This is a genomic window from Thioclava sp. L04-15, from assembly GCF_002020275.1.
GTDB lineage: Bacteria > Pseudomonadota > Alphaproteobacteria > Rhodobacterales > Rhodobacteraceae > Thioclava > Thioclava marina.
Map to the genome: position 1 here is coordinate 22,160 of NZ_MPZW01000011.1, position 22,609 is coordinate 44,768.

Annotated in this window: 17 protein-coding genes; 10 read left to right on the plus strand and 7 right to left on the minus strand. The window is 64.0% G+C overall.

Going from position 1 to position 22,609, the window contains the following annotated elements; translation table 11 throughout:
* The first annotated feature begins 229 nt into the window (after positions 1-229).
* The 7 genes from BMI90_RS17010 to BMI90_RS17040 all read left to right on the plus strand — a co-directional run bounded on the left by BMI90_RS17010 (position 230) and on the right by BMI90_RS17040 (position 8,872).
* Positions 230-1,951: an OFA family MFS transporter gene (locus BMI90_RS17010; protein WP_078530671.1), complete on the plus strand. Its 1,722-nt coding sequence runs from the start codon at positions 230-232 to the stop codon at positions 1,949-1,951.
* A 66-nt stretch (positions 1,952-2,017) separates the two neighbouring features.
* Positions 2,018-2,902, plus strand: coding sequence for a LysR family transcriptional regulator (locus BMI90_RS17015; protein ID WP_078530672.1), 885 nt, complete (start codon positions 2,018-2,020; stop codon positions 2,900-2,902).
* An 89-nt stretch (positions 2,903-2,991) separates the two neighbouring features.
* Positions 2,992-3,468, plus strand: a complete 477-nt coding sequence (locus BMI90_RS17020) for a formate dehydrogenase subunit gamma (protein ID WP_078530673.1) — start codon at positions 2,992-2,994, stop codon at positions 3,466-3,468.
* Entirely contained in the window at positions 3,465-4,973 is a 1,509-nt protein-coding gene (locus BMI90_RS17025; RefSeq protein WP_078530674.1) for an NADH-quinone oxidoreductase subunit NuoF, read from the plus strand. Before BMI90_RS17020 ends, BMI90_RS17025 begins: the two co-directional genes overlap by 4 nt.
* Complete coding sequence (gene fdhF / locus BMI90_RS17030; protein ID WP_078530675.1) at positions 4,970-7,864, plus strand: formate dehydrogenase subunit alpha; 2,895 nt, start codon at positions 4,970-4,972, stop codon at positions 7,862-7,864. Before BMI90_RS17025 ends, fdhF begins: the two co-directional genes overlap by 4 nt.
* Positions 7,861-8,679 (plus strand): formate dehydrogenase accessory sulfurtransferase FdhD, encoded by an 819-nt coding sequence (fdhD, locus tag BMI90_RS17035; protein WP_078530676.1) that lies wholly within the window; start codon positions 7,861-7,863, stop codon positions 8,677-8,679. The genes fdhF and fdhD overlap by 4 nt, the downstream gene beginning before the upstream one ends.
* Positions 8,669-8,872 carry a formate dehydrogenase subunit delta gene (locus BMI90_RS17040; protein ID WP_078530677.1) on the plus strand — a complete coding sequence of 68 codons (204 nt, stop codon included), beginning with the start codon at positions 8,669-8,671 and terminating at the stop codon, positions 8,870-8,872. The genes fdhD and BMI90_RS17040 overlap by 11 nt, the downstream gene beginning before the upstream one ends.
* A gap of 977 nt (positions 8,873-9,849) precedes the next feature.
* On the opposite strand, the gene BMI90_RS17045 is transcribed toward BMI90_RS17040, so the two are convergent.
* The 3 genes from BMI90_RS17045 to pyrC all read right to left on the minus strand — a co-directional run bounded on the left by BMI90_RS17045 (position 9,850) and on the right by pyrC (position 13,413).
* A complete protein-coding gene (locus BMI90_RS17045; protein ID WP_078530678.1) occupies positions 9,850-11,349 on the minus strand; it encodes a replicative DNA helicase in 1,500 nt (499 codons plus the stop codon).
* 236 nt (positions 11,350-11,585) lie between these two features.
* Positions 11,586-12,263, minus strand: a complete 678-nt coding sequence (locus tag BMI90_RS17050; protein WP_078530679.1) for an orotate phosphoribosyltransferase — start codon at positions 12,261-12,263, stop codon at positions 11,586-11,588.
* Between the two features lie 109 nt (positions 12,264-12,372).
* Positions 12,373-13,413 carry a dihydroorotase gene (gene pyrC / locus BMI90_RS17055; protein WP_078530680.1) on the minus strand — a complete coding sequence of 347 codons (1,041 nt, stop codon included), beginning with the start codon at positions 13,411-13,413 and terminating at the stop codon, positions 12,373-12,375.
* Between the two features lie 173 nt (positions 13,414-13,586).
* Between pyrC and BMI90_RS17060 the strand changes: the two genes are divergently transcribed.
* The gene (locus BMI90_RS17060; protein ID WP_078530681.1) at positions 13,587-13,802 is read left to right on the plus strand and encodes a hypothetical protein; all 216 of its coding nucleotides are present in this window, start codon (positions 13,587-13,589) and stop codon (positions 13,800-13,802) included.
* Between the two features lie 102 nt (positions 13,803-13,904).
* Positions 13,905-14,222 carry a hypothetical protein gene (locus tag BMI90_RS17065; RefSeq protein WP_078530682.1) on the plus strand — a complete coding sequence of 106 codons (318 nt, stop codon included), beginning with the start codon at positions 13,905-13,907 and terminating at the stop codon, positions 14,220-14,222.
* A gap of 30 nt (positions 14,223-14,252) precedes the next feature.
* Here BMI90_RS17065 and BMI90_RS17070 read toward each other — a convergent pair whose 3' ends face one another.
* The 3 genes from BMI90_RS17070 to BMI90_RS17080 form a co-directional block, all read right to left on the minus strand.
* Positions 14,253-15,194, minus strand: coding sequence for a phosphoadenosine phosphosulfate reductase (locus BMI90_RS17070; protein WP_078530683.1), 942 nt, complete (start codon positions 15,192-15,194; stop codon positions 14,253-14,255).
* A 204-nt stretch (positions 15,195-15,398) separates the two neighbouring features.
* Positions 15,399-16,436 (minus strand): glycosyltransferase family 2 protein, encoded by a 1,038-nt coding sequence (locus BMI90_RS17075; protein WP_078530684.1) that lies wholly within the window; start codon positions 16,434-16,436, stop codon positions 15,399-15,401.
* A 95-nt stretch (positions 16,437-16,531) separates the two neighbouring features.
* Positions 16,532-18,850: a glycosyltransferase family 2 protein gene (locus BMI90_RS17080; RefSeq protein WP_078530685.1), complete on the minus strand. Its 2,319-nt coding sequence runs from the start codon at positions 18,848-18,850 to the stop codon at positions 16,532-16,534.
* Between the two features lie 179 nt (positions 18,851-19,029).
* Between BMI90_RS17080 and BMI90_RS17085 the strand changes: the two genes are divergently transcribed.
* Positions 19,030-21,252, plus strand: a complete 2,223-nt coding sequence (locus tag BMI90_RS17085; RefSeq protein ID WP_078530717.1) for a hypothetical protein — start codon at positions 19,030-19,032, stop codon at positions 21,250-21,252.
* Positions 21,253-21,846: 594 nt separating this feature from the next.
* Here BMI90_RS17085 and infC read toward each other — a convergent pair.
* Positions 21,847-22,389, minus strand: coding sequence for a translation initiation factor IF-3 (infC, locus tag BMI90_RS17090; protein ID WP_078530686.1), 543 nt, complete (start codon positions 22,387-22,389; stop codon positions 21,847-21,849).
* Positions 22,390-22,609: the final 220 nt, after the last annotated feature.

A 22,609-nucleotide genomic window follows, 5' to 3' on the forward strand; every position in this document is an offset into this window, starting at 1 on the left:
ATTTCATCCTCCCGCGCCGAGCGGGTCGGGACAAAATGTCCAGTTTATTCGGGGGTGGAGCGGGCTTGCGGGACATTATGATCTCACAAGCTCTTGATATATATAAATAATCTTCTTGACAACGCAAGGGCTGAATTGCCTGCTTCTGCCGGGGCATGCCATCGCATGCCGCCGGAGCGGCCCGGGGAGGAGACCGGGGCGTTCTGTCAAGACCATGGGAGGAAATTACATGAGCAACGCTTCTGGCGGGGCGCTGGGCTTTTTGCACAAGAGCCGCATCGTCGCCGAACCCGGTTTCAACCGCTGGCGGGTTCCGCCGGCATCCATCGCCATTCACCTGTGCATCGGCTCGGTCTACGCCTGGTCGGTGTTCAACCCGCCGCTGACGCGTGCGCTTGGCGTGGTCGCGCCTGCCGCCGATGACTGGTCGCTGAGCTCGGTCGTCTGGATCTTCTCGGTGGCGATCGTTTTCCTGGGCCTCGCCGCGGCCTTCGCGGGCAAGTGGCTGGAAGAGGTCGGGCCGCGCATGGTCGGCGTGGTGGCCGCGTTCCTGTGGGGCGGCGGCTTCATCATCGGCTCGTTCGGCATCGCCGCGCATCAGCTGTGGCTGATCTACTTGGGCTACGGCGTGCTGGGCGGCTGCGGGCTGGGGCTGGGCTACGTCTCGCCGGTCTCGACGCTGATCCGCTGGTTCCCGGACCGGCGCGGCATGGCGACGGGCATGGCGATCATGGGCTTCGGCGGCGGCGCAATGATCGCGGCCCCGGTGAAGGGCTGGCTGCTGGGCGTGTTCCAGAAGGCCCCCGACTTCCTCGGCGCGCAAGACGCCGTCGCGACCGTGGTCGAGAACGGCCGCGTCTTCGCCGAGACCGCCGCGGGCAAGGTCGAGGTCGTCGTGGCCAGCGCCGCGCAGGCCGCGAGCTTCGGCGGCGATGCGGGCGTCTATGTCGTGGGCACCGGCAATACGGGCGCGGCACAGACCTTCATGACGCTGGGCATCGTCTATTTCATCGTCATGATCCTGGCGTCGTTCCAGTATCGCGTTCCGGCCGAGGGCTGGAAGCCCGCCGGATGGGAGCCCAAGCCCGTCGCCTCGGGCATGGTGTCGCAAAACAACGTCCATATCGACCAGGCGCTGAAGACGCCGCAATTCTGGCAGATGTGGGTGATGCTGTGCTTCAACGTGACCGCCGGTATCGGCGTGATCGGCGTGGCCAAGACGATGATGTCGGAAATCTTCGGCTCGGTGATGCCTCTGGTAGTCACGGCGGCGTTCGCCTCGACCTACGTGCTGATGATCTCGGTCTTCAACATGGTGGGGCGCTTCTTCTGGGCGTCGACTTCCGACTACATCGGCCGCAAGGCGACATACATGTGCTTCTTCGTTTTGGGCACGATCCTGTACCTGTCGATCCCCTATTTCGCCTCTGCCGTGGCCACCACCCCGGCAATGATCTACCTGATCGGCTTCTACGCCGCGACGATGATCATCTTCTCGATGTACGGCGGCGGGTTCGCGACGATCCCGGCCTACCTCGCCGACATGTTCGGAACGATGCATGTGGGCGGCATCCACGGGCGTTTGCTGACGGCGTGGTCCACCGCAGGCGTGCTGGGGCCTCTGGCCATTACCTCGCTGCGGCAGATGTCGGTGACGAACGCGATCCAGAATCTGGCCGCCAAGGTCGACCCGGCGGCCTTTGCCGAGAAATTCGGCGCCCCGTTGACGCAGTTGGATCAGCTGGTCGCGGCCAAGACCGTGACCATCGCCAAGCTGATGGAAATTGCGCCTGACGGCACGATCGACCCGACTCCGTCGCTCTACAACACCACCATGTATTGCATGGCGGCGCTGCTGGTCGTGGCGTTCTTTGCCAACCTGCTGATGAAGCCGGTCAAGGAACACCACCACCATGACGAACCCGAACTGCAAGCCGTTCCGGTTGAATGACAGATCGGGCCGGGGCGTATGTTGCGCCCCGGCCTTCCCAAGCAAGCGCCGCAGGAAAGACCGCCGATGCTGGACAAGCTGGAAATGTTCATCGCGCTGGCCAAGGAAGGACATTTCGGACGTGCGGCCGAACGGTTGAACATCGCGCAGCCGACGCTGTCCGCCGGGATCAAGCAGCTGGAGGCGCAGCTGGGCGTGCAGTTGGTACATCGTGGCTCGCGGTTTGGCGGTCTGACGCCCGAGGGCGAGACCGCTTTGTCCTGGGCCAAGCGTATCGTCGATGATGCGCGCCGATTGCACGACGAGGTGAGGATCCGCCGGCAGGGGCTGACCGGCGAAGTGCGGCTGGCGGTGATCCCCACCGCGCAGACCTGGGCCGGGCGACTGTGCACCGCGTTTGCGAAGCGTCACCCGGGCGTGCGCTTCACCATCCTGTCGCGCAACTCGCGCGAGATTCTGCAGATGCTCGACGATTTCGAGGCCGATGCCGGGATCTCCTATCTGGAGAACGAGTCTCTCGGCCGGCTCGATACCGCCGAACTCTATGACGAAAGCTATATTCTCGTCTGTGCCCGCAATTCTCCGTTTGCGAGCAAGACCAAGATGGCCTGGTCCGACCTGGACGGGCAGACGCTGGCGCTGCTGACACCTGACATGCAGAACCGGCGGATCATCAACCAGCTCTTTGCCGAAAGCGGCGTGACCCCGGCGACCTGCATCGAGTCGAATTCCATCATCGCGTTGGTGGCGAGCGTGGCGTCGGGCCATTGCATGACCGTCCTGCCCAAGGATGTGGCAAGCTTTGTCGCGGGCGGAAAAGACGTGGCACTCGTGCCGCTCGAAGGCGCGTCGCGGCGACAGAAGGTTGCGCTGATCCTGCCGCAACGCGACCCGCGCACGCCCGTCATGTCTGCGCTTCTGGAAGAGGCGCGGCGCCTGCCCGCCGGTTGATCCAAAACCTCTATCGCCTCACGGAACGCCGTTATTGATCGCTGCCCCCCACCGTGTGCCAAGGTATGCCAAATTGGAGGACGACAGCCATGGCCCACCCTGCCACAGTTATTGACGGCGAAGAGATCGCTCGGATCGTTGACGCCCACAGCGCCCTCGAAGGGCCGCTTCTGCCGATGCTGCACGCCTTGCAGGAGGCGTTCGGACATGTCCCCGCGCAGGCTCATGCGCCGATCTGCGATGCCCTGAACATTACCCGCGCCGAATTGCACGGCGTGATCACCTTTTACCATGACTTCCGCGAAAAGCCCGCCGGGCGTCATGTGTTGAAAATCTGTCGCGCCGAAGCCTGCCAGTCGGTCGGTGGCGCGGCGGCGGCCGACGCGCTGCTGGCCAAGCTGGGGCTGGAGTGGCACGGCACCACCTCTGATGGCGCCGTGACGATCGAGCCGGTCTATTGTCTTGGCATGTGTGCCTGCGGGCCCGCCGCGATGGTCGATGACCGTGTCGTGGGCCGCGTCGATGCGGCGAAGCTGGAAAAGCTGCTGGCGGAGGTGGGCGCATGAAGGTTTACGTTCCCATGGACAGCGCGGCCAAGGCGCTGGGGGCCGAGGATGTGGTTGACGCCCTGCGCGCCGCCGCCCCCGAGACAGAGATCGTCCGCACCGGCTCGCGCGGGATGATCTGGCTGGAACCGCTGGTCGAGGTCGAGCTGGACGGCGTCCGCCTCGGCTTCGGCCCGGCAGAGCCGTCAGATGTGCCGGGCATCCTCGATGGCAGCAGCGCCAAGGCGCTCGGCCCGGTCGAGGATCTGGACTGGATGAAGCGCCAGACCCGCCTGACCTTTGCCCGCGTCGGCGTGATCGACCCGCTCTCGCTGTCCGATTACCAGGCGCATGGCGGCCTGACCGGGCTGCGCCGCGCACTTGTCATGACCGGGCAGGAGATCGTCGACGAGGTCAAGGCTTCCGGTCTGCGTGGCCGCGGCGGAGCGGGCTTCCCCACCGGCATCAAGTGGCAGACCGTGCATGACGCTGACGCGCCGCAGAAATACATCGTCTGCAATGCCGACGAGGGCGACAGCGCCACCTTCGCCGACCGGATGCTGATGGAAGGCGACCCCTTCACCCTGATCGAAGGCATGGCCATTGCCGGGATCGGTGTCGGTGCCACGAAGGGCTATGTCTACCTGCGCTCGGAATATCCCGACGCGATCGCGGTGCTGTCCCGCGCGGTCGAGATCGCCCGCGCCGAGGGTCTGTTGGGCGGTGATGTGCTTGGCTCCGGCCGCGCTTTCGACATGGAGGTCCGCAAGGGCGCGGGGGCTTACGTCTGCGGCGAGGAAACCTCGCTGCTCAACTCCCTCGAAGGCAAGCGCGGCGTCGTGCGCGCGAAACCCCCGCTGCCGGCGCTCGAGGGCTTCCTTGGCCGCCCGACCGTGGTGAACAACGTGATCTCGCTGGCGACCGTGCCGGTGATCTTCGAGAAGGACGCGCAGTTTTACGCAGATTTCGGTCTGGGGCGCTCGCGCGGGACAGTGACGTTACAGATCGCGGGCAACGTGGCGCAGGGCGGCCTGTTCGAGACCGCTTTTGGCATCAGCCTCGGAGAGGTGGTCAACGATCTTGGAGGCGGCACCGCCTCGGGCCGTCCGGTCAAGGCGGTGCAGGTCGGCGGACCGCTCGGTGCCTATATGCCGGTCAGCAAGTTCGACACACCGCTAGGCTACGAGGAATTCGACACCGCGGGCGGGCTGATCGGCCATGCGGGCTTGACCGTTTTTGATGACACGACCGACATGCTGGGCATGGCGCGCTTTGCCATGGAATTCTGCGCGGTCGAAAGCTGTGGCAAATGCACCCCCTGCCGGATCGGCGCGGTGCGCGGGGTCGAAACCATCGACCGCATCGCGCAGGGCGACGCCGACGCGCTGCCGCTTCTGACCGACCTGTGCGAAACGATGAAGGACGGCTCGCTTTGCGCATTGGGGGGCTTTACCCCGTTCCCGGTCATGTCCGCGGTCACCCATTTCCCCGATGATTTCGCTCGCCTGAAGGAGGCCGCAGAATGAAGGATTTCATCATTCCAGACGATCGCGACATGGGCACACCTGCCAGGACAGGCAATCCGGTCACCCTGACGATCGATGGGTTCGAGGTCACCGTGCCCGAGGGCACGTCCGTTCTGCGTGCGGCTGCCGAAATCGGCATTCAGATACCCAAGCTGTGCGCGTCTGACAATCTCGAGGCTTTCGGGTCCTGCCGCCTGTGCGCCGTGGAAATCGAGGGGCGGCGCGGCACGCCGGCCTCGTGCACGACGCCGGTTGCGCAGGGCATGGTCGTGGACACAAACTCCGCTAAGGTGCGCAAGATCCGCAAGGGCGTGATGGAGCTTTATATCTCCGACCACCCACTGGACTGCCTGACCTGCGCGGCCAACGGCGATTGCGAATTGCAGGACATGGCTGGCGCGGTCGGCCTGCGCGACGTGCGCTACAAGGCGCCGGAAAATCGCGGGCTGGCCAACCATTTCGAGGCACGAAACACCAGTGGCGAGACCAATCCCGAATGGCTGCCCAAGGACGACTCGAACCCCTATTTTAGCTACGATCCGTCGAAATGCATCGTTTGCAATCGCTGCGTCCGTGCCTGCGAAGAGGTGCAGGGCACCTTTGCGCTGACCATCGCCGGGCGCGGATTTGACAGCCGCGTATCCGCGGGCGGGGCCGGTGACGACTTCCTGTCTTCGGACTGTGTGTCCTGCGGTGCTTGCGTGCAAGCTTGCCCGACCGCAACCTTGCAGGAGAAATCTGTGATCGAGATGGGCACGCCGGATCGGTCCGTCGTGACCACCTGCGCCTATTGCGGCGTGGGCTGTTCGTTCAAGGCCGAGCTGCAGGGCGACGAACTGGTCCGCATGGTCCCCTACAAGCACGGCAAGGCGAACCGTGGGCATTCCTGCGTCAAGGGCCGGTTCGCCTATGGTTATGCCAATCACCGCGACCGCATCCTGAACCCGATGATCCGCGACACGATCGAAGAGCCGTGGCGCGAAGTCAGTTGGGACGAGGCGCTGACATTTGCCGCGAACCGCCTGCGAGGCCTTCAGGACAAGTATGGCAAGAAGTCCATCGGCGTCATCACCTCCAGCCGTTGCACGAACGAGGAAACCTTCCTCGTCCAGAAGCTGACCCGTGCGGTCTTTGGCAACAACAACACCGACACCTGCGCGCGCGTCTGCCATTCGCCCACCGGCTACGGTCTGGGCCAGACCTTTGGCACCAGCGCAGGGACACAGGATTTCGACAGCGTTGAGCAGACTGACGTGGTCATCGTCATCGGTGCGAACCCGACCGACGGCCACCCGGTCTTTGCCAGCCGCCTGAAAAAGCGCCTGCGCGCCGGGGCCAAGCTGATCGTGATCGACCCGCGCCGCATCGACCTGGTGAAATCCGCGCATATCGAAGCCGCGCATCACCTGGCCCTGACACCGGGCACGAACGTCGCCGTCGTCACCGCGCTGGCGCATGTGATCGTCACCGAAGGCTTGATGGACGAGGCGTTTATCCGCGAACGCTGCGACTGGGACGCATTCCAGGTCTATGTCGAGTTCGTTTCGGACGCCCGGCACAGCCCCGAGGCGACCCAGTTTCTGACCGGCGTTCCCTCCGAGGAACTGCGCGCGGCAGCCCGCACTTTTGCCCGCGGCGGTAACGGCGCGATCTATTACGGGCTGGGCGTGACCGAGCATTCGCAGGGCTCGACCACTGTCATGGGGATCGCCAACCTCGCCATGCTGACCGGCAATATCGGCCGTCCCGGCGTGGGCGTGAACCCGCTGCGCGGCCAGAACAACGTGCAGGGATCGTGCGACATGGGGTCGTTCCCGCACGAACTGCCGGGCTATCGCCATGTGAAGCTGCCCGAGGTGCGCGAGATCTTTGAAACCACCTGGGGCGTTCAGATCGACCCGGAACCCGGCCTGCGCATCCCCAACATGCTGGACGCGGCCGTCGAAGGCAGCTTCAAGGGGCTCTATTGTCAGGGCGAGGACATCCTGCAATCCGACCCTGACACCAAACATGTGGCGGCCGGGCTTGCTGCGATGGAATGCGTCATCGTGCATGATCTCTTCCTGAACGAGACGGCGAATTACGCGCATGTCTTCCTTCCCGGATCGACTTTCCTCGAAAAGGACGGGACGTTCACCAATGCAGAACGCCGCATCAACCGCGTGCGTCGGGTCATGGCCCCCAAGAACGGCTATGCCGACTGGGAAGTGACGCAACTCCTGGCGAACGCCATGGGGGCAGGGTGGACCTATACCCATCCGAGCCAGATCATGGACGAGATCGCTGCGACGACGCCGTCTTTCGCGGGCGTGGACTACGCCCTTCTGGAAGAAAAGGGCTCCATCCAATGGCCCTGCAACGAAGACCACCCCGAAGGCACGCCGCTGATGCATGTCGACGGCTTCGTGCGCGGCAAGGGGCGCTTCATCGTCACCGAATATGTGGCGACTGATGAGAAGACCGGCCCGCGCTTCCCGCTGTTGCTGACCACCGGGCGCATCCTGTCGCAATACAATGTGGGCGCTCAGACCCGGCGCACCGACAACGTGGTGTGGCATGACGGCGACGTGCTGGAGATCCACCCGCACGACGCCGAGAACCGAGGTCTGAACGATGGCGACTGGGTTAGGCTGGCCTCGCGGTCGGGCGAAACCACGTTGAAGGCAAAGGTGACGGATCGCGTCAGTCCCGGCGTGGTCTACACCACCTTCCACCATCCCGATACACAGGCCAACGTCATCACCACCGACTATTCCGACTGGGCCACCAACTGCCCGGAATACAAGGTGACGGCGGTGCAGGTTTCGCCCTCGAACGGGCCGACGGACTGGCAAGAGGATTACGCGGCTCAGGCCGAACGCTCGCGCCGCATCCTGCCCGCGGCGGAATGACCATGCGGGCGCATGTCAGCACGCCGGGCCGGGCGCATCATTCCGAGGGGGCGCACGTCATCCACCGTGCGCTGCCCGAGGAGGTGCCGGTCGCGCTGGTTTTCAACGGCACGACGCAGGCAGTGATGATGGCGACGCCCGCCGATCTCGCGGACTTCGCGCATGGCTTTGCTCTCACCGAGGGCATCGTCACCGATCTGGCGCAGGTCGAGGAATTCGAGATCGTCGAACATGCCAATGGCATCGAGGCGAGGTTCTGGCTGAACGACGACTGCGCCAAAGCGCTGGAAAAGCGGCGCCGGACCATGGCCGGACCGGTCGGCTGCGGCCTGTGCGGCATCGACAGCCTCGATCAGGCGCTTCGGTCGGTGCCTCGCGTCACGTCGGATCTGTGCCTGTGCGTGCAGGACGTGGCCCATGCCACGGAGGCGCTGCGCGACCACCAGCGTCTGCACGATCTGACGCGCGCCACCCACGCCGCCGGGTTCCTCTTGCCCGGTTCTGCGGTGATGCCGACCCGTGAGGACGTCGGCCGCCACAATGCTCTGGACAAGCTGATCGGGACGCTCGTGCAAACCGGCATTGATCCGGGCCGCGGCGCAGCCGTGATGACCTCCCGGTTGTCTGTCGAGCTGGTCCAGAAATGTGCCTTCGCGGGCATTCCGATCCTGATCGCTGTCTCTGCCCCCACCGGCGCCGCCGTGCGCCTGGCCGAGCAGGCAGGGATCACCCTTGCCGCCTTCGCTCGCGGCGGGGGGTTCGAGCTTTATTCCCATCCAAATCGTATCCATGACGAGGCCGCAGATGTCGCCTGACAAGATGATCCGAATGGCGAACCAGATCGCCACCTTCTTCAAGACCCAGCCGGGCGACGATGCCCCCGCCAAAGTCGCCGCGCACATCTCCGATTTCTGGGAGCCGCGCATGCGGGCCCAGTTGCGAGACTATGCAGCCGCCGGCGGCACCGGGCTGGACGACATTGTCATAAAAGCGGTCCCGCTGGTCTGATTGCCCCAACCGGCATCTTTGTCGAGAGCCGGTCTGCGTCGAGCCTGCGAATGCCGGCATGCTTGTCTGGAGCCCTTGATGGAGCCTCCCTTTAAGGTCGCCGCGTTCTTGGTCCGCTTGCTCGACACATATGCTGCAGTGACCATTGAATAGCCGCTTGAATGGCCCCCGAACCTGCCGTTGGTATGGTCCCGTCAATTGCCAGCCCGTATCGGTGGTCAACAGTCAGCTTCCGCCGTAAGGCAGTCATCCGCTTGCGCTCGCGCCGAATGCGCGGAATCTGCCCCATCCGAACGTGCGTGCATTGCTGAGGCTAGCGCTAAGATAGGCCCTTTCGTGAACGTCTTTCCGACCGCTTTGAACCGCGGATGGCAGTTTTTGGGTGATCGCGTGTCCTCGGCCTGACCGATGAATCCAGGTTCCTTGGTAGAACTTCGATTCCAGGGAGCTTGCCATGACATCCGCCCCCATTCCCGCCGCCAATGATAGACCCGATGAAGCGACGATCGTGCCGCCAGCCTGCAACGGGATCGCCCGGCCGCCGGCGCGCGCAGTTGTCCGGGATCTCGCGAATACGATCCCCGCCAACTGCCCCACCCCGCCTCAGAAGGAGAAAGCACAATGACGAAACGCGTCGCGATCTAGGCTCGCTACAGCTCGGGTCTCCAGAAGCAAACGTCGATCGACGATCAGTTCGCGAGGGCGGAGCGGTTCGACAAGGAGCGCAGCTGGGTGGTGACCCATCGTTTCACGGACCACGAAAATCGGGCCAGAATGCCCGCCGTGAAGGGTTTCAGGTGCTGTGCGCAGCTCCCTGCGCAAATGATCGGCGAGCACACGCGCCGGGATATGGTTCAGGGGCTCACCCGGAAACGGCTTCACACGAGCGCCTACGGCTACCACAGGCGTGTCGGCGCCGAGATCTTCACCGATCTCGGCGCTTTGCTTTTCGCGGGGGGCAGCGCCCTCGACCTGCCTCAGAACCCCTCGGCGCCGTCGCCCTGCCAGGGCTTCGCGAGATCAGAGAAGCGGGTGAACTGGCTTTCGAAGGCCAGTTCCACCGTGCCGATCGGCCCGTGACGCTGCTTGCCGAGGATTACTTCGGCCTTGCCATGCACGCGCTCGGCCTTCTGCATCCATTCCGCGAATTTCGGGTCGTCTTCCGGCGGCTTGAGACGCTCGTGATAATATTCGTCGCGATAGACGAACATAACGACGTCGGCATCCTGTTCGATCGAGCCGGATTCGCGAAGGTCGGAGAGCTGCGGGCGCTTGTCCTCGCGGCTTTCCACCGTCCGCGACAGCTGCGACAGCGCGACCACGGGGATGTTGAGTTCCTTCGCGATGGCTTTCAGACCCATCGAGATCTCGCCGATTTCCTGCACGCGGTTATCGCCGCGCCCGGAGCCGCGCAGCAGCTGAAGGTAGTCCACGATCACCACGTCGAGCCCATGGGTCCGCTTCAGGCGGCGGCAGCGCGCCGCGACTTGGCCGATCGGCAGAGCAGGGGTGTCGTCGATATAGAGCGGGCAGGTTTCCAACGCCTTTGCCGCCTCGACGAAGCGGCGGAATTCGCTTTCGGTCATGTCGCCGCGGCGGATGCGCTCGGAGGGCACTTCGGAGGCTTCCGACAGGATCCGGGCCGCCAGCTGTTCGGCGCTCATTTCCAGCGAGAAGAACCCGACCACGCCGCCTTCGATCGCGCCCTCGCTGCCGTCATGACGCCGGCCGCGCTTGTAGGCCTTGGCGATGTTGAAGGCGATGTTGGTCGCAAGCGAGGTCTTCCCCATCGAGGGACGGCCTGCGAGGATCAGCAAGTCGGACGGGTGGAAGCCGCCGAGTTTCTTGTCGAGATCGCGCAGCCCCGTCGAGACCCCCGCGAGCCCCCCGTCGCGCTGATAGGCGGCATTGGCCGATTGCACGGCCTCGGTCACCGCCGAGAGGAATGAGGTCCAGCCCTTCTGCGCCTGACCCTCTTCGGCGAGGTTGTAAAGGCGTTGTTCGGCCGCCGCGATCTGCTCTTTCGGGTCGTCGTCGATCTGGGGCTTGCCCGCGCGCGAGGAAATGTCCTGACCCAGTTCGATCAGCCCGCGCCGCACCGCCATCTCGTAGATCATCAGCGCATAGTCGCGCGCCGCATAAGCGGAAATCGCGGCCCCCGCCAGACGCGCGAGATAGGCCGGCCCGCCCAGTTCCTGAAGGCCCGCATCATCCTCGAGATAGGCTTTCAGCGTGACCGGCGAGGCCAGTGCGTTCTTCTGGATCTTCGCGGAAGCGACCTCGTAGATGCGCTGGTGGACCGGCTCGTAGAAATGCTCCGGTTTGATGACGGCGGCGATCCGGTCATAGATGTCGTTGTTGGTCAGGATCGCGCCAAGAAGCTGTTGCTCGGCCTCGATATTGTGAGGCAGCGCGGTGCCTTCTGCGGGCAAATTCCCGGGCTGCCCCTCTTCGGGCCGTTGTGCCTGATCGTTCATGTCCCTGCCTCGAAGTCGCCGCCCCGTTCGAGCTTCTTCTAAGCCCTCGGACGCGGAATGGGAATCTGGATAAGTCCGGGGAAAACCCCGGTGTTTCACTGCAAGTTACGGCATTTCTGGTGTGTCGTCCGGGTCGAGCCTACCACATCTCGGTAAAATTCTCGATGCCCGAGATTCGTGCCGGAAATGCTCCACAGAACATCCACAGCACTATCCACAGAAATCTGCGCGCTGTTTCAGCCCTTGCGGGCCTCCTGCCAAGGGCGCGGATCGCTCAGGAAGGCTTCGACCTCGTCGAGCGTCTCTTTCGAGAAGCTGCCCTGTTCGCGCGCCTCGGCCAGAACGTCCCACCAGGTGCACAGGTGATGCAGTTCCACGCCATGGTCGCGCAAGGCTGGCACGGTCTCGGGGAAGATGCCGTAATAGAAGATTACCGCCGTATGCCCGCAGGTGGCGCCGGTGTCTCGGATCGCGTCGACGAAGCTCAGTTTCGAGCCGCCATCGGTGGTCAGGTCCTCGACCAGCAGCACGCGCTGACCCTCGCTCATCGCGCCCTCGATCCGCGCGTTGCGCCCGTAACCTTTGGGCTTCTTGCGCACATAGGTCATCGGCAGCGCCAGACGCTCGGCCACCATCGCGGCGAAGGGGATGCCCGCCGTCTCGCCGCCCGCGATATTGTCAAACGCCTCGAAGCCCGCCTCGCGCATCACCGTCACCGCAAGGAAATCCATCAGCGTCGAGCGGATGCGCGGGTAGGAAATCAGCTTGCGGCAGTCGATATAGGTCGGCGAGGGCAGGCCGGAGGCGAGCGTGAAGGGCTCGTCCGCATTGAAATGCACAGCCTCGATTTCCAGAAGCATCCGCGCGGTCAGGCGGGCGATTTCTTCTTTGCTGGGGAAGGAACTGGGGATCATCGGTTCGTCCTTTTCGTGTCTGGCTTCGATTTGGTCCAAATATCCCCCGCGGAGCGTCCATCGGTTGGGCCGGGAGCCTCCGGCGGGGATATTTGAACCAAGAGGAAGATCAGCGTTTTACATGCCAATGGACCGGGAAGCCCGGGTCGAAGAGGGTGACGGGGCCCGCGCCGGTTTCGATCTTGGCGGGCCAGGTGTTGGGTTGGTCGGTCTTCTCGAGCGTCAGCGTGGTTTCGTTGACCGGCAGGCGGTAGAAGCGCGGACCGTTGCGCGAGGCGAAGGCCTCGAGCTGGTCGAGCGCGCCCTCGGCTTCGAAGACATGGGCCAGGAGCGGCATCGTGTTGGTCGCGGTGAAGCAGCCCGCGCAGCCGCAGGCGCTTTCCTTGGCCGGGTCGGCATGGGGGGCCGAGTCGGTGCCGAGGAAGAAATGCGCGTCACCCGAGGTCGCGGCCTTGACCAGCGCCTGACGATGGATCTCGCGCTTGGCGACCGGAAGGCAATAGTAATGCGGCTTGATCCCGCCCACGAGGATATGGTTGCGGTTGATGATCAGGTGGTGCGTGGTGATCGTGCCGCCCATGTCATCGCCCTGCGAGGAGACGTACTCAACGCCGTCGCTGGTAGTGATATGCTCCATCACCACGCGCAGCCCCGGGGTCTTGCGGCGGATCGGGTCGAGCACAGTCTCGATGAACACCGCTTCGCGGTCGAAAATGTCGATCTCGGGGCTCGTCACCTCACCATGAACGCAAAGCGGCAATCCGATCTCGGCCATTTTTTCGAGCACGCCGCGCACCTTGTCGAAGTCGCGCACGCCCGAATCCGAATTCGTGGTGGCGCCGGCGGGATAAAGCTTCACCGCCTTCACCAGACCGGAAGCGGCGGCCTGGGCCACGTCCTCTGCCTCGGTTTTCTCGGTGAGATAGAGCGTCATCAGCGGTTCGAACTCCGCCCCTTCGGGCAGCGCGGCCATGATCCGCTCGCGATAGGCGGCGGCATCCGCGCCGCGCAGGACGGGCGGCACGAGGTTCGGCATGATGATCGCGCGGGCGAAATCGCGGGCGGTTTCGGGGGCGACACCTTCCAGCATCGCGCCGTCGCGCAGGTGCAGGTGCCAATCATCGGGGCGGGGCAGGGTGATGGTGTTCATGCGATTTCCTTAGCGTGAGGCAAGGCGCGAATCCAGAGGCCGCGCGCATGCCGCGCTGCGGCAAATGCATGGCGGGGATGCGCAGATGGCGCTGGTAGGGACAGCAAGGCTGACCTAACTTGAGGGCATGGGAGGAAACGACCTGAACTCAAAACCCTCAGGAGGTTTCCAAAATGGCTTTCACCACCACCGTCGGTCAACCCGGCCAATCCGTTCTGACCCGCGCTTTCCATGCGATCGCCGGGGGTCTCGTGACCTATATGGAGCGTCAGTCGCGTCAGGATCAGATCCAGCGGCTCGAAGCGAAATCCGATGCCGAACTCGCTGCCATGGGCATCTCGCGCGACCGGATCGTGTCGCATGTCTTCCGCGACCGTTTCTATTTCTGACACGTTTATCGTCGCATGACGTGAGGGCGGGCCCGGTCGGGCTTGCCCTTGCCCTGCGAGCTTTGCGATACTCGCCCCATCTCAGGTCGTACGGGGGGCGAGATGTCGAGCACCAGTCAGAAATCCACTCTCATCGAATTGCGGGGCGATCTCGTGCGCGCGGCGCTTTGCATCGGCCGCTTCCATGCGCCCTGCCAGATCGAGCCCGACCGTCTTCTCGTGATGGCCGATCCGGCGTTGAGCGCGGCCTTGTCCGATCTCGGCCTTGCGCTGACCCCCGTCGATGAAGGCTTCGTGCCGTCCGATCTGCCTGCATCCTGCACGCCCGCGCGCCGCGTCGTCACCCATGGCTCGCATGCGACTGAGGAAGACGAGGATGGCGAGGCCGATTTGCCCTCGGGGCCGTCCTCCAACGCTTGATCCTTTGAGAATTCAGCTGGAGGGGTGCGCTCAGGCGGCGCCCATCTCCTGGCGGGGGGCCGGGAGCGTGATGCCCCGCTCGGCCAGATCGGCCTCGAGCCTCAGGTAACGCGCGCGGAAGCGCGGCCCGTTGAGCCGTTCGGCCACGTTGCGGCAGACCAGCGCCTCGAGATAGGGGCGGTTCGTATCTTGCAGGCTCGCAAGGAGGTTGCGCATGTAGCGCGGCAGGTTGCGCCGGGCGCGGTAGAGTGACCAGAAGCGCGCCGCGTCGAGCCGGCCGGTGCAGGCCTCGGTGAGAATCGCGTCGAGAATGTTCATGTCGCGCAGCATCCCCTCGGGCGTCTGGCCGAGATGCGGGCATGGCAGGAGGGTCACTGAAGGGCGCGCAAAGAGCGCCGCATGCATCGCGTCGAGCCGCTCGCGCGGGTCATAGACGACGAAGGCCTGCCCCACACCGTCGAGCATTTCGGGTGCGAATCCGTAGCGATCGGTGAAGGAGGTGCGACGCATCTCGGCGAAACGGTCGTCCCAGCCGGCAAGGCGCGGGTCGAGCGTGGCTTGCGGGGCAAGCGCGAGGACCGTGGCCCCCGGCGCGGCAACCGAGAAGGTCGCCGCCGCATAGCCGCAAGCGCCTGCGCCGTAGAATACGACGCGGTCGAAATCCTCGAAGAAGGCCTCGTCCAGGAGCCGGTCGAAATAGGCGAAGACTTGGGGGTCGCGAAACCAGGTCTCGTCCGAGCAGATCAGCGTCAGCGAAGACCAGCCGTTCTCCCGGGCAAGCCGCAATCCGCGCGGCAGCGCCGTCTCATCCTCGGCGGTGATCACCGCATGGCGTTCGAAGCTGACCAGAAGCACCGGGCCGTCATCATGAAAGACCGCGTCATGCGAAGGGCCGAGCGGCTCATAATAGCCGCTTTCCTCCACGACCACTTCCAGTCGGGCCTGCCACTCGCTGTTGTCCTGCTTCGCCATTCCTGTCTCGATTGTCGGTTCGTCCCGGATTCCCCGTCGCGCTGGGGTTGAAATGATACTCAAAGAATATGGTCTTCGTATCAACTGATGAAAGCGGCACAAATGAGGGAGGAGTGCGGAATTCTTTCGCCCTCGCGATGTCGTGGAAACGACAAGCCGTTGAGCTTGTTATTGTTTCGTGATGGGTGACAATATGAGCGGGTTTCAGCCTTGTCTCGCGCGCAGCCCCATCGCGACGATCTGCGCGGCCGCGTCGCGCGGCAGAGGACGGCTTGGCGGGCACAAAAGCAGACGGCCAAAGAGCGCGCGATAGGGCTCTTCGCGCATCAGCTCATCGAAGCGCGCGCGCCGCCATGCCACGGCCGCCGCGTGCAGCCGGGCAAGCTCTGCATCCGCCATCAGTTCGGCCCGGATCCCATCCGCCGGCGTGTCGTAGCGCCGGATCGAATCCTCCTCTTCGGTGCAGAAATTGCGCTCCACCCAATAGGACATGTCGAAGGGTTCGGCCTGCCGGTTCGACCGGCCGCGGTCGCATTTCACCACATAGCTCTGCATCGAGCCGAGGGGATAATGGTTCAACTGCACCAGATCGTAGGGCGCGCTGCCCGGCGGCGTGAAAAGCTTCTGGCGTTGGTAGAGCGCAGGCAGCTTGCGTCCCGAACCGTCGACCCAAAGCGTGCCCGCGAGCTTGTCGTCCTGCGGGGCGCGCGGGCGGTGGACGCCGAGCTTGGCATAGGCTCCGTCATTGGCGAAAAGCGTCTTGAACATCGAGGCGCGCCAGGGCCAGAGCATGCCGGGCGGGGCGCAGCGGGTGAATTGCGCGGTGACGGGGCGGTCCTCGACCCCCACCACGCCGCAATTGCCGAAGAGCCGCCAGGTCAGCGCGAAGGCCGTCGCCTCGGGGGCCGCGCCGAAGAGTGCCGAAAGCGTGCCGTCCCCCGTCTTGATCGTGACGAACTCGTCGACATCGAGCACCGCGATCCAGTCGGCCGCTGTTTTCAGTGGATGACGGTCCGCCTGTTTGAGCGCGGCCCATTGCGGACCTTCCTCCCAAGGGCCCGGATTGGGCACGTGGCTCAGCCAGCCCAGGGCCTCCAGCCGGTCAAGCATCGCATCGGTGCCATCCGAACAGTCATTTGAAAAGACGAGAAAATCCGTAAACCCGACGGCGCGGTGATGGGCCAGCCATTCGAGCAGGAAAGCCCCTTCGTTCTTCACGGATGTGATCGCCAACGCGCGCATGGGCCGACTTTGCCAAGGGGGGTGTGATCAGGCAAGCGCGAATGCGGGGCGATGCGGGCGCGCGCGGGGATTGTGGCCGCTCACGGGCGCGGATTTCAGTGCTCGGCCTCGCCCACATGGCGCACGGTGAAGAAGAAATCGGACGGCAGATCGCGTTCGTGGAGATCTTCGGGGATCACGTCGGGGCCGGCGTTGAACACCGCCGATCCGAAGTGATGCAACATCCGCGAGAGCTTTTCGAAGCGCGGCGATGTGAGTGTCTCGTAGAAGGCGCCCTGGTCGGGGCGCGCCATCAGCTCTTCGATCTTGGCGCGGTGACAGGCTACGGAATGATGATGCGCCGCCGCGATCTCGGGATCGGCCATGAGCCGGTCGAACTCGGCCCGGGCGGCGGGCAGCATGCGCTGGATCGAGAGGTCTTCCTCGGCATTGTGGTTCATCCGGAACCAGTAATTGAGCCCCTGATCGCGATCGACATGGTTCACCCGGCCGCGATCGCGTTTCACAAGGAAACTCTCGGCCGAGCGCACCGCGTAATGGTTGAGCTGCACCCAGTCGTAGCCATAGGTCTCGAGCGTCGAGCGCCAGCCGTTGCGGAACATCTCGCGCGGCATCGGGCGCCCCGAGCCATTGAGCCAGCGCACCTGATCCCAGAGATCGGGCACCAGACCCTTGGGGCGATGCACGCCCAGTTTCTTGTAGAGGTCGATATTGCGAAACAGCGTCTTGAACCCCCAGGCCTGATGCGGTTTGCGCACGATCTCGGGGGCGCAGCGGGTGAATTGCCCGGTGATGAAGCTGTCATCGTAACGATGAACGTCTCCATTGCCGAAGAGCCGCCAGGTGAGAGAGATCATGTTTGCCTCCCCCATTGCCGCATAGAGCGCGCCGAGCGTGCCGTCGCCGATCTTGATATTGATGAACTCGTCGACATCCATGCAGATCGACCAGCCCGCATTCTGGATCACCGGCTCGTTCTCGGCTGCGGCCAGCGCGCCATGCTGGGGTTTCATGTCGACCATGGTGCGAAACGGGTTGTCGCGGTGCTGCAAGATCCCCTTGCGCTGCAACAGCTCCAGCATCGTGTCGGTGCCGTCGGTGCAGTCATTGGTGTAGACGAGGAAATCCTCGACCCCGATCGCGCGGTGATAGGCGATCCATTCGAGGATGAAGGGGCCTTCGTTCTTCATCGTTGTGACGATGCAGGTGCGGCCCGCCTGGATCGCCTGTTTGGGCGCCTGTTTGACCTTCGAGACCGGCGGGCGGATCGGTTTGAAGCCCCAGACATCGCGGGCGAGATGCAGCAGGCGCTCGTCCTCGATCAGCGAGGTCTTGGGCGCAAGCTCGGCCGCCGAATAGCCCGGCACACGCAGCGCCATCGCGCGCCAGAAGCCGAAGACCTGGCCGGGATCGGGCTTGGCATAGCTCACCCGCATCATCCGCCAGGTATTGTCCAACCCCGCCTTTTGCGGGGCGCAACCCCAACGGGCGATGCCGCGCCTTGCGTCGAACTGGCGACAGATATGATCTGGGAAGCGCTCCGGCTGGCCGTTGCGCACCCGCCAGGGATAGCTGCGCCGTCCCACCAGCAGGATCACCCCGTTCTTTGCCTCCTGCACGGCCGAGAAGGCGCTGGGGGCGTCGGGTTCGCGCTCCATCAGCAGATCGGTCACGTCGAGCAACAGGACGGCGGCCGCGCGCGCGAAGAAGCGCCATTTTACGATCTCGAAGATCAGCCCCGCACCCAGCGGCGCGCGCCAGGGATCGGGGGCGGGGGGCTCCATCCGGTCCTTGCCGGGCGCATCGGGGGCGAGAAAGACGTGTGACTCGGGGCCGAGACCGGGCTTGCCGAGCGGCACCGGGCTTTCCAGCACCACCACCGCCAATTCCAGTTCGCGCAGCGCGAGGCCCTCCTCGAGCGCGGCGATGAAAGCCGCGCGGCTGCCCGAGGGGCTGTCCTCGGGGGCGCGGTTGAGGATCACCGCGCCGGTCGCGCCGTGGTGGTCGTGATGCCAGCTCAGCCAGTCGAGTACGGTCTCGGGCGTCTCTTCGAGCCGTTGACCGAAGAGGCAGTTGCGGCCTTCGAAAAGTTCCCAGTCGGGCGCATCGGCCGTGATCTCGCGTAGCGCGGGCGCGCCGTCGGGGGTGCAGGTCGCGATGCGGGTGGGGCCGGAGGTGTCGAGCTCATAAAGCCCCATCGCGGCGCCCGCGACGTCGCGCGCCTCGATCAGCCGGGCGGCCCCCTCCACCGGGTCGGGGCAGAGCTGATGTACCTCGGAGGGGTTGACGAAGAAGGCGCGCAGGCGCCGGCGCGGACCCTCGGTGGTGTCTTCGGGGATCACGATGGCGTCGAGCAGCGCAGGCTCGCCCGCCTGCGCCCGCAATTCCCGCCGGATCACCCGTTGCTCACCCATCTCGGTCCTCGCCTGCCTGTCGCGCCGTGGTAGCACGTCGGCCCAAGCGCGTGAAAGCCCGCGCGCGCTCAGGGCTCTGATTTCCATTGGAAAAGGGAATCCACTCGGGCAGGATGCGGCAAAACCAAGGAAAAGCCGCACGCGGGCAAAGCCGCGCGGCGAGAGGCGAAGGGCAGGGCATGGCACGGGAACGCGAGGTTGGCACGCTTTGGATCGGCGGTGCTCTGAGCTGGATGGAGCAGCTTTGCCTGAAAAGCTTTGTCGATGCGGGCCAGAAGATCACCCTCTTTTCCTATGAGGACATCCCCAACGTGCCCGAGGGGGTGATCCGGCGCGACGGGCGCGAGGTGCTCGATACCGACGATTTCATCAAATACGAGAAGAAGGACAGTTTCGCGCTCTTTGCGGATTACTTCCGCATCCACATGATCGCGCAGAACCCGGGGCTGATCTGGATCGACACGGATGTCTATTGCTGGCGGCCCATGGAGTATGACAGCGACTATGTGATGGGCTACGAGCTGCCCAATTCCAAGCGCGTGAACAATGCCGTTCTGGGGCTGCCTGCCGACAGTGAAATCCTCAAGGATATCATTGACTTCATGGAAGATCGTTATGCGATCCCGCCGTTCCTGAAACCGGCGCTGCGCGAGGATTATGCCGCCGCCGCGCGGGCGGGCGATCCGGTCCATGTCACCCAGCAGCCCTGGGGCGTCTGGGGGCCGATGATGATTTCGCATTTTGTCGAAAAGCACGGGCTGCATGACAAGGTGCAGCCGCTCGAGGCGTTCTATCCGGTCACCTTCCGCGAGCGTACGATGATGATCCGCGAGGCGGCGAAGGTCGAAGAGAAGCTGACCGAGGCGACAACGGCGCTGCATCTGTGGGCGTCGAACAAGCGCGAGCTCGGGCTGCGTTTCAACGGCATTCCGCGTGCGGGAAGTTTCTTCGACAAGCTCTTGAAGAAGCACGATATCCGACCCGAGTTCGCGCCGATCAAGGGGCGCGCGAAACTGGTCTTCGAACAGAAGGGCGCGGATCTGGGGCTGGTCGGGAAGGCGGGGATCTCCGAGCTCTCCTCCATTGCCGATCTGGGCGGCACCTCGCCGGGGCTTGTGCTCGCGGCCCATGATCGCTGGGATTGCGATATCACCCTGATCGACCTGCAACCGAACGGAAAATGGCCCGAGAGCGAGAGCGATTGGGTTTCAGGCTATCGCGCCTATCTGGCCGAGAACGGGGTCGATCCGGGGCGCATTCGTTATGTCGCAAAGGCCGCCGGTCTGCGCCCCGTCGATCTGCTCCTGAACCTTTCTGGCTTTGGAGACGTCAACAAAGTCAAGCATTTGAAGCCCGTTCTTGAGGTGGCGCTTCATGCGGATAGCAAGATGCTGATGGATGTGCGCAAGGGCTCGGGCAGCTTTCCCTTCCTGCGCGATCTCGGCACGAGCGAGATCATCGAGGAATCCAGCGATGGCGGCGGCGGAAAACTGATGCGCATCGCCTTTGCCCCGAACCCGCCCGCCGAGCAGGTGAGCGATCCCGGCTGGGCCGAGATCGCGACGCAGCTTGCGGGCGAGGACGGGTTTTACACCGATAACGGCGCGCACAGCTTCCTCTACATCCCGCGCGCGCAGGACACGCTGGTCGTGACTTTCGACAATCTCGATATCGCGATGAACAAGCGCGATACGCGCAGGCCCTGGGGCTTCGAGTTCATCGAAAAACAGGGCTGGTCGATGCTGGGCGCGATGGCGGGCGGCTGGACATGGTATCGCGACCCATGGGTCAGTGACGAGTTCGACCGGCTCGCTGCCGAGGGTTTCTTCGCGCAATTCAAGCGGGTCGTATTCTACGGCGCCTCGATGGGCGGCTATGCGGCCTGCGCCTTCTCGGCGGCCTGTCCGGGGGCGGACGTGGTGGCGATCTCGCCTCAGTCGACGCTCGACAAGACCATCGTGCCCTGGGAGACGCGCTACAAGGTGGCTTGGGACCGGGATTTCTCGGGCAAATACGGCGATGCGGCGCAGGCGAGCCACGCGGCGCGCAAGGTGACGATTCTCTACGATCCTTACGAGCCGCTCGATGCGGGCCATGTCGACCGGTTCACCGGATCGAACGTGATGAAGCTGCGCACACCGCTGATGGGGCATCGGCTGGGGTCGTCGCTGCACCAGATGGGGCTTCTGAGCCCGATCCTTCTGGCTGCCCTCGATGGCAGCCTCACCAAAGCGGATTTCCACCGCCGTCTGCGCGCCCGGCGCGACTTCCCACGCTACCAGCGCGAGCTGTTTCAGAGGGCGGTCGCGAAAGGCCACAAGACGCTTGCCCGGCGCATGGGCGAGTCGGTTCTCAAGCGCAATGACAACCGGGCGATCCGGCTTGGCCTGCACGAGCTGTGACACCCCTGCGGCGGGTTGTCGCAGATGGGCGGCGATAGCCTGAAAAGCCGCGGGCGGCTTGCTGAAAAACCCCTTGTTTTCACGGGGTCATCACCGATTTCTGGCTAAAACGTGACCCAGTGTACAACATGTCGCAGTTTAACCAGTGCCCGTTTTGACCTAAGTCAAGTTCAGCACGCGGATACTCCCATATCACATGTGCATCGGGTTCTTGATCTCCCTGACGCGGCACCGCCGCCGGAACCCGACCAGAGGATCAGACGTTCTCCCTCGTCTTATCCCCAAAATGCGCCGCGGGTCTCCCTCCCGCGGCGCTTTAATTTTCCGGGTTCGGGATTTGGTGGTGAAGGTCGTAATCCGGCCTCGGGTGGACATTTCGTCTGCCCGAGCTCTTCGCATTATTCCGCAGGTCCGTTCGCGGCCGTTCCGGCCAACCCTTCGCGCCGAATACGCTCACTTGGGCGAAGCGTGGATGTGACCCGGGCTCGGCGCCCAAGCGCGGGACTCAATCGGGGAGCGGATCCGTGGGATCACCGCGCAAAAACAAAACCCTCCCGCGAGGGGAGGGCTTCGAAACCGTCTGGGGAGATCGCCTTACTTGGTCGGGGCGATCATCATCACCATCTGGCGACCTTCGAGTTTGGGCATGCTTTCGACCTTGCCAGCCTCGCCCACGTCTTCCTTCACGCGGTTGAGCAGCTCGAGCCCGAGATTCTGGTGCGCCATCTCGCGACCACGGAAGCGCAGGGTGACTTTCACCTTGTCGCCATTGGTCAGGAATTTCATGACGTTCTTCATCTTGACCTCGTAGTCGTGAATATCCGTGCCGGGACGGAATTTCACTTCCTTGATCTCGATGATCTTCTGCTTCTTGCGGGCCTCGGCCTCACGCTTCTGCTGTTCGTATTTGAACTTGCCGAAATCCATGATCTTGCAGACCGGCGGATTTGCGTTGGGCGAGATTTCCACGAGATCGAGCCCGGCCTCCTCGGCCATGGCCATCGCATCGCGCGGAGAGACAACCCCGACATTCTCGCCATCCGCCCCGATCAGGCGAATTTCAGGGGCGCGGATCCGTCCGTTCACGCGAGGTCCGGTGTCACGGGTCGGCGGGGCGTTATGAGGTCTGCGGGCTATGGTGGAAATCCTTCTGTAGCCATGAGTAATTCAGGCGCGCAAGATAGTCCCGAGCCGTGGCGCTTTCAACCTCAAAGCGCAGCAAGCCGGGGCCTTTGCGGCTATATTCACTCTTGTTTGTGCCACCGACGGGTGCGCACGAAACCGTGGCGAGAGGTTTCAATCCCGCGTCGCATGGTCCATATCGAAATCTCAGTGTTTTGGTTTCCGTGAGAGGGTA

Bases quoted from the DNA above. Each gene is read 5' to 3' on its own strand.
- pyrC (WP_078530680.1), bottom strand. From the start codon at position 13,413: ATGAACACCATCACCCTGCCCCGCCCCGATGATTGGCACCTGCACCTG.
- fdhF (WP_078530675.1), top strand. From the start codon at position 4,970: ATGAAGGATTTCATCATTCCAGACGATCGCGACATGGGCACACCTGCC.
- BMI90_RS17020 (WP_078530673.1), top strand. From the start codon at position 2,992: ATGGCCCACCCTGCCACAGTTATTGACGGCGAAGAGATCGCTCGGATC.
- BMI90_RS17010 (WP_078530671.1), top strand. From the start codon at position 230: ATGAGCAACGCTTCTGGCGGGGCGCTGGGCTTTTTGCACAAGAGCCGC.
- BMI90_RS17015 (WP_078530672.1), top strand. From the start codon at position 2,018: ATGCTGGACAAGCTGGAAATGTTCATCGCGCTGGCCAAGGAAGGACAT.
- fdhD (WP_078530676.1), top strand. From the start codon at position 7,861: ATGACCATGCGGGCGCATGTCAGCACGCCGGGCCGGGCGCATCATTCC.
- BMI90_RS17075 (WP_078530684.1), bottom strand. From the start codon at position 16,436: ATGCGCGCGTTGGCGATCACATCCGTGAAGAACGAAGGGGCTTTCCTG.
- BMI90_RS17050 (WP_078530679.1), bottom strand. From the start codon at position 12,263: ATGATCCCCAGTTCCTTCCCCAGCAAAGAAGAAATCGCCCGCCTGACC.
- BMI90_RS17085 (WP_078530717.1), top strand. From the start codon at position 19,030: ATGGCACGGGAACGCGAGGTTGGCACGCTTTGGATCGGCGGTGCTCTG.
- BMI90_RS17025 (WP_078530674.1), top strand. From the start codon at position 3,465: ATGAAGGTTTACGTTCCCATGGACAGCGCGGCCAAGGCGCTGGGGGCC.
- BMI90_RS17070 (WP_078530683.1), bottom strand. From the start codon at position 15,194: ATGGCGAAGCAGGACAACAGCGAGTGGCAGGCCCGACTGGAAGTGGTC.
- BMI90_RS17040 (WP_078530677.1), top strand. From the start codon at position 8,669: ATGTCGCCTGACAAGATGATCCGAATGGCGAACCAGATCGCCACCTTC.
- BMI90_RS17045 (WP_078530678.1), bottom strand. From the start codon at position 11,349: ATGAACGATCAGGCACAACGGCCCGAAGAGGGGCAGCCCGGGAATTTG.
- BMI90_RS17060 (WP_078530681.1), top strand. From the start codon at position 13,587: ATGGCTTTCACCACCACCGTCGGTCAACCCGGCCAATCCGTTCTGACC.
- BMI90_RS17080 (WP_078530685.1), bottom strand. From the start codon at position 18,850: ATGGGTGAGCAACGGGTGATCCGGCGGGAATTGCGGGCGCAGGCGGGC.
- BMI90_RS17065 (WP_078530682.1), top strand. From the start codon at position 13,905: ATGTCGAGCACCAGTCAGAAATCCACTCTCATCGAATTGCGGGGCGAT.